Genomic DNA, 14,102 nt, shown 5'->3' on the forward strand with positions numbered 1-14,102 from the left:
AGTTTGTCAAATGCTTTTTGAAAGTTTTTTCTACCCCCTAACTAAACTCCCTTAACCAATCAATCTAAGACCTAAACCCTAAACTAATTAACTAAGATATTGTTTATTAAGAAGTTTCTTCCAACAGCACCGCCGATGGATACGCATTATAGATCAATCCATAACAAACGCAATACCTTTTTTTAATTATCCTATTCGGATGGTCGGTTTTTATCCTTAATTGAGCATTTTTACATACAATTGGTGATTTTATGAACTTTTTTCAGTATAATAAAAGTGGAGTTAATTATATTTTCATATCATGTATGCTCTTTTATCATTTAAAACGGCTTATCACTTGTATAGGTCTAAGCCTTTTATCAGGGCTAGCAACTGCAGGATATACACACAACGCCTATACATTGACGCTTGCTATTTTAAGCTATACTAAATGGGATTCACAAAAACCCTTACTTTGCGTGTTAGAAAATCATGATATTGCATCAATATTTCAAGAAGAAATTGAGTATAAAAAGACTTCTTTTAATGTCACCTCTATTAGTGAGAGAGATCTAAACAATCACAAGTGTGATGCAATTTTTTTCAGTCCCAATATATCCATAATTCAGCAAAATAATATTATTAAAAATAATTTCCGCCCTTTCATACTCTCTTTCACAGAAAACAATCTTGAATGTGAAGGACAAGTTATTTTTTGCTTGTATAAAAGAAAAGACCAGTATACATTCAATGTGAACTTAGACGCCTTAGCTCGATCCAAATTACATATTGATCCAAGAGTTTTACTTCTTGCAAAAAATATGGAGGGTATTTAATGCCTACCCTCAAAAAAACATCTTTGCGTAGCATTTTTAGAAAGTCTCAGTTTATTGCTTTTCTGGTTATGCTTTTTATATGTTTTTTGATGTTTATTTCCCTCTCAACTTTTATCATGAAGACTTATGTCCAACAGAATATTAACCTTCTTGGCAATACACTCAGTGAGCGCATTCAACCTGCACTTGTATTTAGAGATGAAGTCACTCTAAAACAAGTATTGAATGAGTATACGCAAACACACTCTATTAAAACCATTTATGTTTTTGATAATAAAAATAATTTAATTGGAAGTAGCACAAAGTCAAAAGTCCGTTTTTCTTTTTTTGAAAACCTTCTAAATGACTGGTTCTTAAAACAACCCTCTAATTTTATTATCTACCATCAAGAAAAAATTGGGGTCATACAGATTTACGGTAGTTCCGAAGCAACTTTGCATTTTTTATTTACTATATTTTTCGCAATTTTTGCATGTATGGCAGCAATGCTCATGACACTTTGGTTTTCAGCGAAAGTGACGTATCGTTTTATTATGCAATCCATTTACCCTCTTACCCATATTGCCCAACTGGTAAGTGATCAAAAAGCATATAATTTACGCTTCCCTGACAATAAAATTCAGGAATTTCAAAATTTAAATCATGTGTTTAATGAGTTACTTTCCGAAATTCAGTCTTGGCATAACCAATTGCAAGATGAAAACCACCAATTATCACACCAAGCAAAGCATGACTCACTAACAGGTTTGGCGAATAAAAGCTATTTTTATCAATTTTTAATTAATATATTCAACCAACCACATGAAAAATCATCTGCAGTTTTATTATTTATTGATAATAATAACTTCAAATTAATCAATGATAGGTATGGTCATCTTGCTGGTGATAGCGTACTTATTGAAATGGCAAATCGATTTAAATCTACCCTTTTAAATGATTGTTTTATCTCCAGACTAGGTGGAGATGAATTTGCAATTATATTAACAAACATATTCAACCAACAGCAGTTATTTGACCACATTGAAACCTTAATGCAGATCCAAAACAGCTCCATACAATTTAATAAACAAGAAATACTTTTTAGCTTTAGTATTGGTGCTGCCTATTTCAGACATGCATCCTCACTAGAGGACTTAATTACCCAAGCAGATCAAGCAATGTACAAAGCAAAGAACTCTTCAGTAAATTGGTTTATACACCACTCAATATACAGGCCAAATGATCATGAATAAAATACTATATATGGCTTTTATTCTATTAAGCACTTACCTGCTTTCAGCTTGCCAATTTGGTGGCCTTAATTACAAACAATCTCTCATGCTAAAACATGAGGGCTTTGAGTTAACCTCTGAGGGCTGGGCACTAGGTCTACCCGAGCGTATTTTATTTGATTTCGATAAATCAAAAATCACCCCCAAACAGCAAGTAAGTCTAACAAAACTATCACAAGAGCTCAGAAAGTATCAACTATATAAACTTAAAGTGATTGGACATACAGATGGGGTAGGAAGTGATGAGTATAATGCCAAGCTTTCTAAAATTAGAGCACAGAGTGTTGCAACGATTTTTTATCAAAATGGATTTAAGATGGCAAATATAACAGTGATTGGTCGTGGTGCATCTGAGCCAGTTAGCCCAAATGATACTGAAGAGCACAGATCAAATAACCGTAGAGTAACAATTATCGTAATGCCTTAATTACATAAAATTTAGGCAAAAAAAATCCGCTGTTTAAAGCGGTATTTTTTGGTCGGAGCAGTAGGATTCGAACCTACGACCCCCTGGTCCCAAACCAGGTGCACTACCAGGCTGTGCTATGCTCCGTAAATTGGGGTGAATGATGGGGCTCGAACCCTAGATAATAACCGTAATTTTTTAATATAAAATAACAACTTAATCAGAACCTCCTCCTTTTAAAAACCTCATATGGGAATTACCCAAAATTACTTACTGTTAATTGCACCTATATATTTATTCGAGTAATAAAGTAATGTATAAAAAAAGTGCCTTATATTTTAGGCACTTAAGTTTAGATCGCTTAGTAATTTATAGAGTAATGAATCGGTAATTCAAATTACATGGTGATGTAGTTATTCAGCTTGGTAATGTAATCTGGTAAATCTTCTGCAATTAGTTTTCCATAATGTTTATAAATCATTGATGTATCACTATGGCCAAGCTGCTCTGCAATCCATTCTGGAGGTACTTGCCCACTCGACAACAATTGGCTTGCAAAAGTATGGCGACCTTGGTTTATTCCTCTTATTCTTACATTTGATTGTGCAAGGTGTTTACGCCAGCGATAGCGTAGCTCATGATATTCAAATGTTGCATTTTGCTCTGGGTTAATCCAAACAAACCGAAGTTTTTCTTGTTTGTATGTACGGTTATCACGTTGTAGAACATTAACTACTTTTGAATAACTATTGCCTGTTTTAGCATATTGTTTTCTTAATGCTTTAATAGCAGGTTCTAGTAGCTTGATTTTTCGATTTCTACGTCTGTTTTTAGTGACCTTATAAAAGCCCTTCACATAGTTTCTTCTCACCATGATTGTGCCATGTTCTAAGTCTATATCCTCCCATGCAATTGGGATCTGTTCTGATATAGATAATCCTGTCCAAAAAATACAAGGCAGTAAATTGGTCATGCTTTTATCTGATTCTGTATTTAGGATCATTGATATTTCTGTTTTTGTAAATGGATCAGGCTCTGTACCGTCGAGCTGTTGAATCACAATTGTTTCAAACGGGTTATAGGGTACTTTATTTTCCTGTCTCCAAAGCTCATGAATTGATGCTAAACGAGTCACAATTTCACGTACTGTTTTGGGTGCAAGGTCACTTTTTAATTGGTTAATCCATTTTCTGACTGTACTTGTTTCAATGTCTTTTGGATTAATTTGTGCCCAGCGTGGATATATATGGGTTTTAATATTGCTGTTATAGCCATCAAAAGTACTTGGAGCGACTTCTAGGCGAATCAATTCCTTGTATTGCTCGATGTAATATGACATTTGGTTTTTGCTTAAATGTTTTGAGTTAGGGAAATGTTTCACTAAATTAAATTTATCTAGCTGTATCTCTAATTTAATGAGTTCTGCTAATTTTTTAGCACGTTCAATATTATCCGGTGTTTGTGGCCAGTCGAGTTTTTCTTTTATAAGTTGCTCACCGACAATTGGTCGCATCCAGATACGCATTGATTTTCCACGAATTTCCAGTCCTGCAGACATATGTTATCCTACACTTAAGTATTTCATTAAATTTGGTTTATTTTAAATGAGTGCACCTCTGAGCAGAGGTGCATGAAAGGTGTGTTTAAATAAATGGAAGTGTGTTTTCGTCTATACCATCAGAACAAGAGCATTTTCCAATTCTGAAATATTCAATAGGTCCTGGTGCATCTGCAGGTGTAAATTCACCACGTTTTAAATCATAAATTTTATTTTTAGATTTAATATCGAAGTCATCACCACTTATTTTCATGATAATACCTGTAAATGCTCGTTGATTAACACTTATAAGACCATTACCTAATGGCTTGTGTGTTTCAAACATACAGTTGACTGTATCACCAAGTTTAAATGAGTCGAAATCTGGGAGGATTAAACCACCGCATTCACAATGATATTTAGACATAATTAGTTTTCCAAAGCCTGTTCATTTTTCTTTTCTTGAATACATATTTCCAAATATTCAATACACTTTGCTTTCTTTATCAACCTCTCCTATTTGATATTCAAACCTAAAAACATTCGTATAATCACTCTTCATGGTTTCGGATATTTCGCCTAAATTGATGCCTTTCCAACGGGTTTTGATCCCACCGCATTTACTAACAAACTCAAAATCAGCTATGGCTTGTTTTATGTCATCCGCGAGTATCACAGTCCCGTTTTCGAGTGTTATTTTGGCTAACGAAAAAGGTGCACCAAAATTTAGATAAGTTCTCGCCTTCTCCAACCCATTCAATGCAATAAATTTATATGTGTTCATGCTATCGCTCCAAATAATTGTTGTTGAACCACAATCCCTTTTTGATAGCTATCTAAAATTTGCTTACCAACACTCGGGTGAACGCAGTTTCTTAAAACCTGGACTGGGCAATGATTTCCTTTGTAATAAATAACTTCATCAAACTGCATACCAAGCCAATCCATCATTTCTTGCTTACCCCGCAAATTTGACTTTGTAATGAATCCCTTGGGTTGTTTAACTTCTTCAGCATAAATATCAAAGCTCGCCCAAAATAAATGACGGCCAACTTTTTTTGTTGGTTGAATTAATGGCTTGTAATAAGGAACCACATTTTCAACAATCCAGCCACCTTTGTAAAAATTCTCAAGAAAAACAATCAGCTCATATAATCGAAAATCAGGATAATCAGCCACTTTGTGACGAGTAGCTTTCATCATTCTACTGTGCTTTTGGCACGGTGGAGAAAACCAGGCAAAGTCGAATTGCTCATGATTATTTTTAAAATACTTATAAGCATCATCAACAATCACTTCGTGATCTGGGTGTAATTTTTTATAAACTGCTGCAATTTTTTCATTCTCTTCAACAGCAATCACTTGATGCTCTTGCCAGAGCATTGAATTACCACCCAGTCCAGCAAACCCATTAAATATTTTCACTGCCACACCCCAAAAATCCCCTTAATCGGGTTGTGCAAATCTTTTCCCAAAACCATCTGATTTAAAGAAATCTGTGCATATTTTTTCTCATTCATGACTTAAACCTATCTTTTAGTTAAAACAGCATTGCTAGATAAATTTTTAAGAATGGGGACTTGTCGAAGCCGCCATTCTTTACTCTGTTCTTTTTCACATTTGTGAACGGTTTGATTACTTGCAGACCGTTTTGTTTTGGACCAGAGCATGTTTTACCTGCTGTTTTCGGTTTTTATAAAAGTTCGCGTGAATTAAATGGGGTGTTAGTACCGCATTCGATAGGTTAGACTTAATTTGCATAATTGCTCTCCAGTGGTTGTGTGACACATACAGAAGTGGCCGCTTTTGTATGTGTGTTTTAGATTAAAGACATTTAAACAAATGGTTGTAGAAGTTATAACCACGTTTATCTATACCTAACTTTTCGAATAATGCGAAAAGGTTACATTCATCTAACTGGCATAATGCCCAGTGAAAAGTGTCGTGTTTGTTAGGCATCATTGCTAAACGATCAATTTTTTCTTGAATGTAAAATTCATCGTTTGGAAATTTCTCACGTAGTGTTTCAATTATTTTCTCACCGACATGATTTAAATCTTTCTGATTTTTCATAATTAGCTTCCTGTGATTGTGGGATTAATCCCGTTGCGACACTGGCTTTTCAAATATCCAGCATCGTTTCGTGGTGTTTGTGATCTTGCTTTGAATGGCTTTATTCACCTCCAGAAATCTGTAATGTATGCTGTGACGTAGTGCCGTTTGTAATTCATTTAACTCTGGTAGTGAATAACGATAATCTGCTGCCACTTTGTATAAATGAGGAAAGTTAATGGCAATCAGGTTGGTTTTTGCTGAGTGATTTAAATTAGTTTCACTACTTTGTAGTTTTGGAATAGATGATTCTATTTCTTCAAATGTATTCCAGAAGTTCTGTACCATAATTGAATCTGATTTAATGACTTTATCTCGAGTCTGTGCCATGGCAATCAGTTCAGCATGTACCTGTTCTTGGATCTGCTTTGGTACATCAACAATATGTGTGCATAAAGCATCAAATAACGCCATAAATTGTGAGTGATTTTGAACAACACGTGAACTACGAATACTGTACTTTTCATCATGTAAAACAGCATCATATTTATTAAAGCCTTGTTCATACGTTTGTAAAATATCAGACTCTTTAGCCAAACTTTTTAAAATAAATTGACTAACATCTTGTGGTTCATATTTTTCAAGCCGACGTGACGCATATAAACTGTTTTTCGTCAGTTGCTCTTTAACAAACTTAGTTTGAACAATGCGTTCCATAATGGGTGTTGTTGAAGCCACTTCCGCATTTTGGCTAACAATCACTGTGCCCATAAATGGTGGCTCATAGGTTTCATTGCCTCCATTTTTTACACCCTGTGCACCTAACGAACCGCCATCAAATAAAGTTTTAAGGGAGTCCCAATCGAATTGTTTAATGACACCCCGATCATTTTCTCGCTCTGACTCAACAAGCACGACTGGTAGATTTGATACTTGTCTAAATGTACGAATTAAACCTGATTTAGTCGATTTAACAGGATCTACACCTTCATATTTAATACGGCCAAACAGTTTCCATAAAAAGAGTAATAGTGTGGATTTACCTGTTCCTGGTTCACCTACTGCTTCAAAAAATGGAAATGATTTGTGTCTTTTTCTAATTTGCTGTGCATATAGACTACCGAAAAAGGCTGTAAGTGAAATCAAACCACGTACACCATAAGCTCCAATAAAGTCTGTAACCCATTCTTTTTTATAATCATTCATTTGTGAATTGATATTCAATGAAAATGGGGCTTTACACTTTAAGTTGGTGTGGCGTGGCAGTTCAAAATAGTCTTCTTTATTAATTAGAAATTGTTTTCCATTGTGGTATGCAATATCACTCAACACATAAGTTTTATGCTCTGCGTGATAACCAACGTAGTTGATCAGCTCCACTCGTTTAATGTCAGTCAATTCTCTTTCTAAAAAAGCATCAAGCTGTGTGCTATTCCCTTTATAGAATTTACCCGGTGCAACATGCAGTAAGCGTTTTTTAAACTCAGATGCAGATGATATATGTGATGCACTAAAGGTATTTTTTATGGTTTTTGCTCCTCGAGGGAAATCTATTTGAAAGTAATAATCTGCTTCATCAATTTCTGCCATATATTGATAGTACAAACCTCGTGGACGGCAATCCATAATCAGTTTGGCTTCAGTGGCATGAAGTAATGCAGCATCTCGTCTTTCTGAGGTTTCTTTATCTTTTTCTTCTTGTAACCAGTCTTCATTATCATCTGTTTCAAAGTTGATGTTTTTTAAATAATCATCGTATTTGTCCATATCTAATTTAAACCAATAGACTTGGTTATTAAAATCGAATGGAAATGATTTTGTACCTTTGTGCTTGTAGATAAGTATGCCTTTATCCACAGCTTTTTCAGCAACAAGTAATGCACCATAATATTTATAAGTTTCTACGTCATGAAAGCCGAGTCGATCTTGTTTGTATAGATCGTTCCAGTCAGTTTTTTTACGATTTGATGGTGGAAGTGCAGCTTCACATTCAAAACCTTGTTCGATAGCCTTTTCAATGTTTTTAAATATGCCAGCATGCCCTGCTGGGTCGTTATCAAAAGCCCAAATCAGTTTAGGCAATGACTTTTTATCTTGATGACATTTTTCTTTTAAATGCTCTAAAAAAATAGATGGGTAGTTATTGCAACTTAATGCTGAAACACTGGTAATACCTGATAGCCATAATGCGATGGTGTCAAATATCCCTTCGGTGATCCAAATTTCTTTTGATTCGATATAGTTGGTATTGGGTGTAAGCCACGCATGGTTTTTAGATTCCCAACCAAATTTAAAGGTGGTTTTTTGCAATATGCCTTGGTCATCTAAAATACGTTGCCACCAACCTTCATTGCCTGCTTGATCTGTTATTGGGAAACGAAGTGTAATTGAGCCTTTGTTATGCTCTTGGCTTTTGTAATATTCTTGCGAATAGCTCAATGCTTTTAACTGATCTAAAGGAAAGCCTCTACCTTCTGTTAAATATGCTTCTACGGTTTTATTTGGATTTTCAGGGGTTGGTGTAAAGCGTTTTTCCCATTTTTCAAATAACTCCGGGAATAAGTCACGCACATGGTTTTCATGACCACATTGATTTTTACGTGGGCAGAAAACTACCCACGGCTCTTCAGGATAGACCCATGCTGATGCTTCTTTGTGGTTGCAGTCAGGGCAACGACCTCGCAGTTTATTACCTGCTTTGATTTTGAAGCTATATACATCTTGTAGCTTTTCAATCACAAGTGCTCTGGTTTCTGGAAACATCATATTGTCTAAACTACCTAGCAAATTTTTCTATTTCGTTTGATTTCATCACCTGCCAACTTTGCTAACATTTCATGAATGCGTTTTTTGGCAAGGTACTCAATCGTTTCTTCTATACTGTTAAAACCCATCATTTTTTGAACTTCTATGACGAGTTCTTTCTCTTGGTCTGAGAGTGCTACTTCATGTTTTTGCATGGCTCAGTTCCTAGTAGAGGGGCTCACCTGCGCCTTTTCTTAAGACTGACTCTAGGTTAAATTCTTGTTCGGCTGTGAGCTCTTGTAATGCACCTTTAACGGCTAGTTGGCGAATGATTGTGCCCTTTGGAACACCTGTCATTTTTGAGATGACACCAAAGAAGTCTGCTTCGTCATCGGTTAAGTTGACGTTGTAACGATTTGAACGGTTTTGCTTTTTGTAGTTGATGCTCATGCTTGTTGTTCCTGTGCTTTGCCTTTGCTGTAGCGTTCACCAATGATGCTTGAACGGCTTCTATTGGTTTGTTGTGCGATTTGTTCTATTTCACGAAGTTCGCTTTTTGATAGATAGAACACGACTCGCTCTCTTGGTTCAGAAAGCTTTGGTGCTCTGGTAAGGAATTCGGGTGATTTTTTTATGCTCATAAGGTAATCTAAGCTCATAGTGGTGTGCTAAGTGCCACTATAGCACATTATTTTGTTCTTTAAATAGTTAAGGGAAATATTTTTATGCTTTCTGACGAGCCTAATTTAAATGCTGATATTGCCCAGCGATTTAAAACTGAACTTGAGCAAAAGAAACTTCGTGCTAAAACGCTTTCTCGTGAGATTGGTGCAAGTGAAAATACGCTAGGTGCGTATGTACGAACACAGCATGTGCCAGATCAGTGGGTATATTTGGCAAAGCTCCAGCAACAAGGCATTGACATTCGATATGTATTGCTTGGTATTGACCCTGACTATAGTGGGCTGACCAGTGAAGAAAGTTTGCTTTTGAAAGCCTATAGACAGTTGAGTCCTGAAGGGCAAGAGGCTTTGCTGAACTTAGGAAAGGTTTACGCAAAAGACTTAGAACAATAAAAATGTCGAAAAAAAGGGATACACCATTTAAAGTGTATCCCTAAAATTTTGCGAGCTGATTTAGCCTTTTGGCTTATTGCTTTTAATGTATGTTCTCGCTTGATTCATGGCTACTTTGAAATCCTGACGTAATGAGTCGATCTCTGATTTCGTCAAGTGAGCTTGGCGTCCGTAGGTGTCCGAGTTCGCCTTGTGTGAGGTATTCGATGGGGAAACCAAATTCATATTGCCACCATTGTGAAAGGTTTGGATGTTTGAGTATAACCGATTTTAGCATTTTTTCAGAAGGTCGGATATCAAATTCTGGGGTGGTTAGTCCAGTGATCGTCACTGCTTTAAGGACATGCCCTCCTTGTGATTCGATATAGCCCTTTAGAGCAGCAAGCGTTCCGCCCATTGCAACAGTATCATCAATAATAATGTAGTTTCTGCCTGATTCAACATATCCTTCAAAGCGAGGCTGTCGCACAATACGTTCATATGCTCCTGCATTGGTATGATTTGCTTTTACAGTTTGTACGATCTCACTACTGACCTGTAAGTTCAATATTTCTGCAACCATTTCAGCAAATACAGCAGGAATTCGGTTGTTGCCCAATGCTTCTATGGCAAGTACAGGCACAAGAATTGGATTATTGGGTGTAAAGATATGCTCAGATTGAATGATTTTATCGTAGGTGTCTAGTTTTACTGCCAATAAATTAAACGCTGATAATACGTCACCTGATTTTGCCTGATAATAATCTTGTTCTGAGGCTTTTTTTAGTGTGTTGAGTGGATAAAAGACATAAACCTTAGGGAAGTGTTGCCATGATGTTCGTATATATTGATGTGACATGCTGTTTTCTCTGATTGATACGACCCTCATAAATGAGGGTCGCATATTTTTTATAACTCTACACTATTTTGTACACTTATTAATTTCTGCTCGATATCAATGAGTTTATAGATCAAGTCTGTGGTTTGATAAGTTACATCTTTGTTATCTGCTGACACTTCTAATGACTGTCTCCAAATACGCAATGATGACAACGCTTGATCCAAGTTTAGTTCTGCATCTTCATTTTTTTTCATCGTCTTGTCTCTAACAATTTGGTTTAATTGAAATTGCCAGACTGTTACCGACGTGCCATTCCAAATTGGACTGACAATGGTTTGTTCACCTATATATCTTGGGTAAATCAAACACTCTAAAGATGGTTTTAGAATATTGAGATCAAATTTTTTGCCCTCGGTTACTTCGGGCAACTGTTCAACCAAGTCATTAATCTGATCTGGTGCAATGGATATAAACCCTTTGCTGGTGTCATGATTAAAGGTCATTTGTGACTTGACCAGGTGATCGATCAAATTAAAAAACTGACAGCACAGTAATTCACTTTTTTCATCCGTTGCCTGTACACGATCTGCAATGGGTACATAAGGAATAATATTATCGTTCATGGCTTATTCCCCAATAAATAGTAATGAGAATGCAAACGTGAACATTACAAAGACAAAGCAATGGCTGAACGTTGTTTTAACCAGTTGATTTAATTTACGTTGTTTTTGGCGTTTTTCAAAGGCTTTTAAATCATAAACTGGTGTATGTTCAATGACATGACTTTGAGTTTTGATAGGACGTTTTTTTACACGAATGTGTGAGGTATGGCTGTGCTTAAGCACATGATTAGATGCTTTCATGACTATATTCTCGTAGATAAGTTTTTAAACCTACCGCCATCACTTTCCTAGGGTAATGGTGGCAGACTGAGCAGGGCTAGGAAAACCGTTCTACGAGTACGGCCAGCGCGAAGCTGCCCTGCCCGATCTGCCATAACGAGTATAGCTGATTAGACATTTTAGGCAAAAAAATAGTCGCTAAAGCGACGATATTTTATGCGCTCGTAGAATTCTGCAGGTTTCCTAGTCCTGTACACAGATTTTGCTGTGTGATTACATCTTGCCGATAGTGTGCCGTTATGTCAAGATAGTGATTCACTATTTTTTATAATAATTAGATTATGAAAAAGCTACTCGCTGTTTTTTTACTGTGTATTTCAGGGGTTAGTCACTCAGCAAATAATATTAAAAGTGACTCGTATATACTTGGACTTGTTGGCCAAAAAGCTGTTGAAGTTGAGGATGTATCTGCAAGTTATAATTCCGCTACTAAAATTTATTATTACAGTAAAACATCAAGTACTGGTCTTGAGTTACAGTTAAATAAAGAAACGATTGAAGTCGCTTGGCTTTTTTTACGTCGTGAGAAATTAGAAGAAAACAAAAAAGCAGAGCAGATGGCAATTAGCTTTACCGAAAAGCTTCTAGGTAAACAAAGCATGGATTTACTCATTAAACCCATGAAAAGTGGTCAATCTATTCAAAGTATAAAAATCAGTGGTGTAACAATAACAGGGGCTAGATGTGGTTCAACGCAATGTGTATATAGCATTGTTCGTTAGTAATTATTAGAAAGACTTTAAAATGATTATTTTTTTTATACTACTGTTTTGCTTTTGGCTCTTTTATGCTGTTGTTACGGGGCAATTTAGTAAAGAAAATCAAGAAAAAAATAATGCTAAGTTTAAAAAAGATTGGGCAAATTTAAAAGAAGATTTTAAGCGTGATGTTCTTAAGCAAAAGCCAGAAAATACGACAAGCAACGATGACCTACCCAGTAAAATACTTAGCCAAAAGCAAATAAGTCGCTCGCAACAAGAGCGAGAAAAGTATGCAAATGATTTAGCTAATAAATTAGGCACTCGATCTGAAGTCATTGATGAGGAAAAAAGAAAGCTACAACCTCAAAAAGATTATGACTGGGATATTTATACCCATTTACCTAAAATTCCACTTTATCGGTATATTCTTAAGTATGAAGATGCTCATGAAAACATCACCATTCGAGGTATTGATATTACCCATGTTTATAAGAGATATGAAAATAATAAGTGGTATTTTGATGCAGATACAGATGATGGAGAAAGAACTTTTCAATCTCAGAGGGTGATATTATTAAAAGATCAGTGGACTAGTACAACATATAAGACATCGAAAGACGTCCGAGAGCATATTTTAGATGAACATTATTAATAATGGTACTGTAATTATTTCATATCTTATTGGTAAATAAGCAAAACGAAAATTTGCGTTTTGTTCAGTCCAATTTTGGATTAACCTTTAAAAACAAAGTAGTGTATTAGGATATGGTCATTTTGACCATACCTATCCTATTGATAACATAGGTAAACGCACAATTGCGTTCACCTAGAACCTGATCCACCGTTTGACAGGTCAGGTTATCGTCAAAAATAATGTAAACCCTATAAAATAAAAAACCTCAGTCACATTAATGACTAAGGTTTTTATTTAAATTTAATTGGTATCAAAAATTGTTATCAAGCTTCGTCTGGTATAAATTTTCTTTTAGTAAATAGCCTTCAAGTTGCCATACTTTATTCAGTGCATTTTCATATGCAATCTTTTGGCCAATAAATAGATCAAAGTTTTCAGGGCTTGCACATGCTGATTCACCAATGACAGTAAATCCATTTTCTAACGATAAAATACAGATTGTTAATTGTGGTGCACCACAACCTTGATAATCACTGTCTTTCCAAGCAAATTCAAAATCCTCACCTGTTGCATATCGAATGGCTTTAATTTTTGATGCAATATGATCAGGAGTTAAGCGTGGAGCTACTGATTTTTCCTGAAGCTCTTGTTCTGATACTTTAGTCATTTCTTTGTCCTTTGAATTGAATGGGGTTATGCCGTTTATCACTTATTTAACTACTGCCTTGCATTTTAAGTAGTTCCACGTAAATTGAAAAAAATAAAAAGAATATGGCAGCTACTCTATGCTGTATCCATATTGCTGTAGCTAAAATGAGCCAAACAAAACACTGCACAATTACTATTATGGTTATCATTTAAACCTAAGCCCTTTATTTTTTTCTTTATCATCATTTTCACCATAGCACTCTAGACTCACTAAAGGATTGGGTATTGCACTAGGGGCAACCTGATGAGTGATTGCAAATTCTGCACGGGCTGAAAAACCGCATTTGATATTGGTACATTGGAAATAAACCACCCGAAATAATGGACTCTCTAACTTACTTGTTCTTAAAACGAGCTTATGATCACAATGTGGACATGAAAAGCGATTCTTTGATGCCATGGTCTCTTTTCTGGTTGTATTTACAATCATTATAA

20 protein-coding genes and 1 tRNA gene are annotated in these 14,102 nt (G+C 35.6%); 6 read left to right on the top strand and 15 right to left on the bottom strand.

All coding sequences use genetic code 11. The features are described from left to right. The first annotated feature begins 251 nt into the window (after positions 1 to 251). The 3 genes from I2F31_RS05535 to I2F31_RS05545 are packed head-to-tail and all read left to right on the top strand — an operon-like array spanning position 252 to position 2,513. A complete protein-coding gene (locus tag I2F31_RS05535; RefSeq protein ID WP_195769347.1) occupies positions 252 to 815 on the top strand; it encodes a YfiR family protein in 564 nt (187 codons plus the stop codon). Continuing rightward, complete coding sequence (locus I2F31_RS05540) at positions 815 to 2,047, top strand: diguanylate cyclase domain-containing protein (RefSeq protein ID WP_195769348.1); 1,233 nt, start codon at positions 815 to 817, stop codon at positions 2,045 to 2,047. Before I2F31_RS05535 ends, I2F31_RS05540 begins: the two co-directional genes overlap by 1 nt. After that, complete coding sequence (locus tag I2F31_RS05545; RefSeq protein ID WP_195769349.1) at positions 2,034 to 2,513, top strand: OmpA family protein; 480 nt, start codon at positions 2,034 to 2,036, stop codon at positions 2,511 to 2,513. The genes I2F31_RS05540 and I2F31_RS05545 overlap by 14 nt, the downstream gene beginning before the upstream one ends. A 49-nt stretch (positions 2,514 to 2,562) precedes the next feature. Here the strand turns inward: I2F31_RS05545 and I2F31_RS05550 are convergent. The 10 genes from I2F31_RS05550 to I2F31_RS05595 form a co-directional block, all read right to left on the bottom strand. Continuing rightward, positions 2,563 to 2,639: transfer RNA gene (locus I2F31_RS05550), tRNA-Pro, on the bottom strand. Positions 2,640 to 2,889: 250 nt separating this feature from the next. Further along, positions 2,890 to 4,050, bottom strand: coding sequence for a tyrosine-type recombinase/integrase (locus tag I2F31_RS05555; protein ID WP_195773566.1), 1,161 nt, complete (start codon positions 4,048 to 4,050; stop codon positions 2,890 to 2,892). 85 nt (positions 4,051 to 4,135) lie between these two features. Further along, complete coding sequence (locus I2F31_RS05560; RefSeq protein WP_195773567.1) at positions 4,136 to 4,456, bottom strand: hypothetical protein; 321 nt, start codon at positions 4,454 to 4,456, stop codon at positions 4,136 to 4,138. A 57-nt stretch (positions 4,457 to 4,513) separates the two neighbouring features. After that, a complete protein-coding gene (locus I2F31_RS05565) occupies positions 4,514 to 4,813 on the bottom strand; it encodes a hypothetical protein (RefSeq protein WP_195773568.1) in 300 nt (99 codons plus the stop codon). Beyond that, positions 4,810 to 5,460 carry a DNA cytosine methyltransferase gene (locus I2F31_RS05570; protein ID WP_195773569.1) on the bottom strand — a complete coding sequence of 217 codons (651 nt, stop codon included), beginning with the start codon at positions 5,458 to 5,460 and terminating at the stop codon, positions 4,810 to 4,812. Before I2F31_RS05570 ends, I2F31_RS05565 begins: the two co-directional genes overlap by 4 nt. A 393-nt stretch (positions 5,461 to 5,853) precedes the next feature. After that, a complete protein-coding gene (locus I2F31_RS05575; RefSeq protein ID WP_195773571.1) occupies positions 5,854 to 6,102 on the bottom strand; it encodes a hypothetical protein in 249 nt (82 codons plus the stop codon). A 24-nt stretch (positions 6,103 to 6,126) separates the two neighbouring features. Continuing rightward, the gene (locus I2F31_RS05580; RefSeq protein WP_195773572.1) at positions 6,127 to 8,847 is read right to left on the bottom strand and encodes a toprim domain-containing protein; all 2,721 of its coding nucleotides are present in this window, start codon (positions 8,845 to 8,847) and stop codon (positions 6,127 to 6,129) included. Between the two features lie 14 nt (positions 8,848 to 8,861). After that, positions 8,862 to 9,041: a hypothetical protein gene (locus I2F31_RS05585; protein ID WP_195773573.1), complete on the bottom strand. Its 180-nt coding sequence runs from the start codon at positions 9,039 to 9,041 to the stop codon at positions 8,862 to 8,864. 10 nt (positions 9,042 to 9,051) lie between these two features. Beyond that, entirely contained in the window at positions 9,052 to 9,276 is a 225-nt protein-coding gene (locus I2F31_RS05590) for a hypothetical protein (protein ID WP_213014822.1), read from the bottom strand. Beyond that, positions 9,273 to 9,467, bottom strand: a complete 195-nt coding sequence (locus tag I2F31_RS05595) for a hypothetical protein (RefSeq protein ID WP_195773574.1) — start codon at positions 9,465 to 9,467, stop codon at positions 9,273 to 9,275. Before I2F31_RS05595 ends, I2F31_RS05590 begins: the two co-directional genes overlap by 4 nt. A gap of 84 nt (positions 9,468 to 9,551) precedes the next feature. Here I2F31_RS05595 and I2F31_RS05600 point away from each other — a divergent pair, with 84 nt between their 5' ends. After that, a complete protein-coding gene (locus I2F31_RS05600) occupies positions 9,552 to 9,902 on the top strand; it encodes a hypothetical protein (RefSeq protein WP_195773575.1) in 351 nt (116 codons plus the stop codon). A gap of 82 nt (positions 9,903 to 9,984) precedes the next feature. Here the strand turns inward: I2F31_RS05600 and I2F31_RS05605 are convergent, their stop codons facing one another. The 3 genes from I2F31_RS05605 to I2F31_RS05615 are packed head-to-tail and all read right to left on the bottom strand — an operon-like array spanning position 9,985 to position 11,585. After that, positions 9,985 to 10,740: a phosphoribosyltransferase gene (locus I2F31_RS05605; RefSeq protein ID WP_195773577.1), complete on the bottom strand. Its 756-nt coding sequence runs from the start codon at positions 10,738 to 10,740 to the stop codon at positions 9,985 to 9,987. 50 nt (positions 10,741 to 10,790) lie between these two features. After that, positions 10,791 to 11,345 (bottom strand): hypothetical protein, encoded by a 555-nt coding sequence (locus tag I2F31_RS05610; RefSeq protein ID WP_195773578.1) that lies wholly within the window; start codon positions 11,343 to 11,345, stop codon positions 10,791 to 10,793. A 3-nt stretch (positions 11,346 to 11,348) separates the two neighbouring features. Continuing rightward, a complete protein-coding gene (locus I2F31_RS05615) occupies positions 11,349 to 11,585 on the bottom strand; it encodes a hypothetical protein (protein ID WP_213014823.1) in 237 nt (78 codons plus the stop codon). A gap of 320 nt (positions 11,586 to 11,905) precedes the next feature. Between I2F31_RS05615 and I2F31_RS05620 the strand changes: the two genes are divergently transcribed. After that, on the top strand, positions 11,906 to 12,346 hold the full coding sequence (locus I2F31_RS05620) for a hypothetical protein (RefSeq protein WP_195773580.1): 441 nt from the start codon (positions 11,906 to 11,908) through the stop codon (positions 12,344 to 12,346). A gap of 22 nt (positions 12,347 to 12,368) precedes the next feature. Next, entirely contained in the window at positions 12,369 to 12,977 is a 609-nt protein-coding gene (locus I2F31_RS05625; protein ID WP_195773581.1) for a hypothetical protein, read from the top strand. Between the two features lie 292 nt (positions 12,978 to 13,269). Here I2F31_RS05625 and I2F31_RS05630 read toward each other — a convergent pair whose 3' ends face one another. Both I2F31_RS05630 and I2F31_RS05635 read right to left on the bottom strand, forming a co-directional pair. Continuing rightward, complete coding sequence (locus tag I2F31_RS05630) at positions 13,270 to 13,626, bottom strand: Gp49 family protein (RefSeq protein WP_195773582.1); 357 nt, start codon at positions 13,624 to 13,626, stop codon at positions 13,270 to 13,272. A gap of 186 nt (positions 13,627 to 13,812) precedes the next feature. Continuing rightward, positions 13,813 to 14,097, bottom strand: coding sequence for an ogr/Delta-like zinc finger family protein (locus I2F31_RS05635; protein WP_323127566.1), 285 nt, complete (start codon positions 14,095 to 14,097; stop codon positions 13,813 to 13,815). Positions 14,098 to 14,102 lie beyond the last annotated feature (5 nt).

It is taken from the genome of Acinetobacter rathckeae, assembly GCF_015627125.1.
Taxonomy (GTDB): Bacteria; Pseudomonadota; Gammaproteobacteria; order Pseudomonadales; family Moraxellaceae; genus Acinetobacter; species Acinetobacter rathckeae.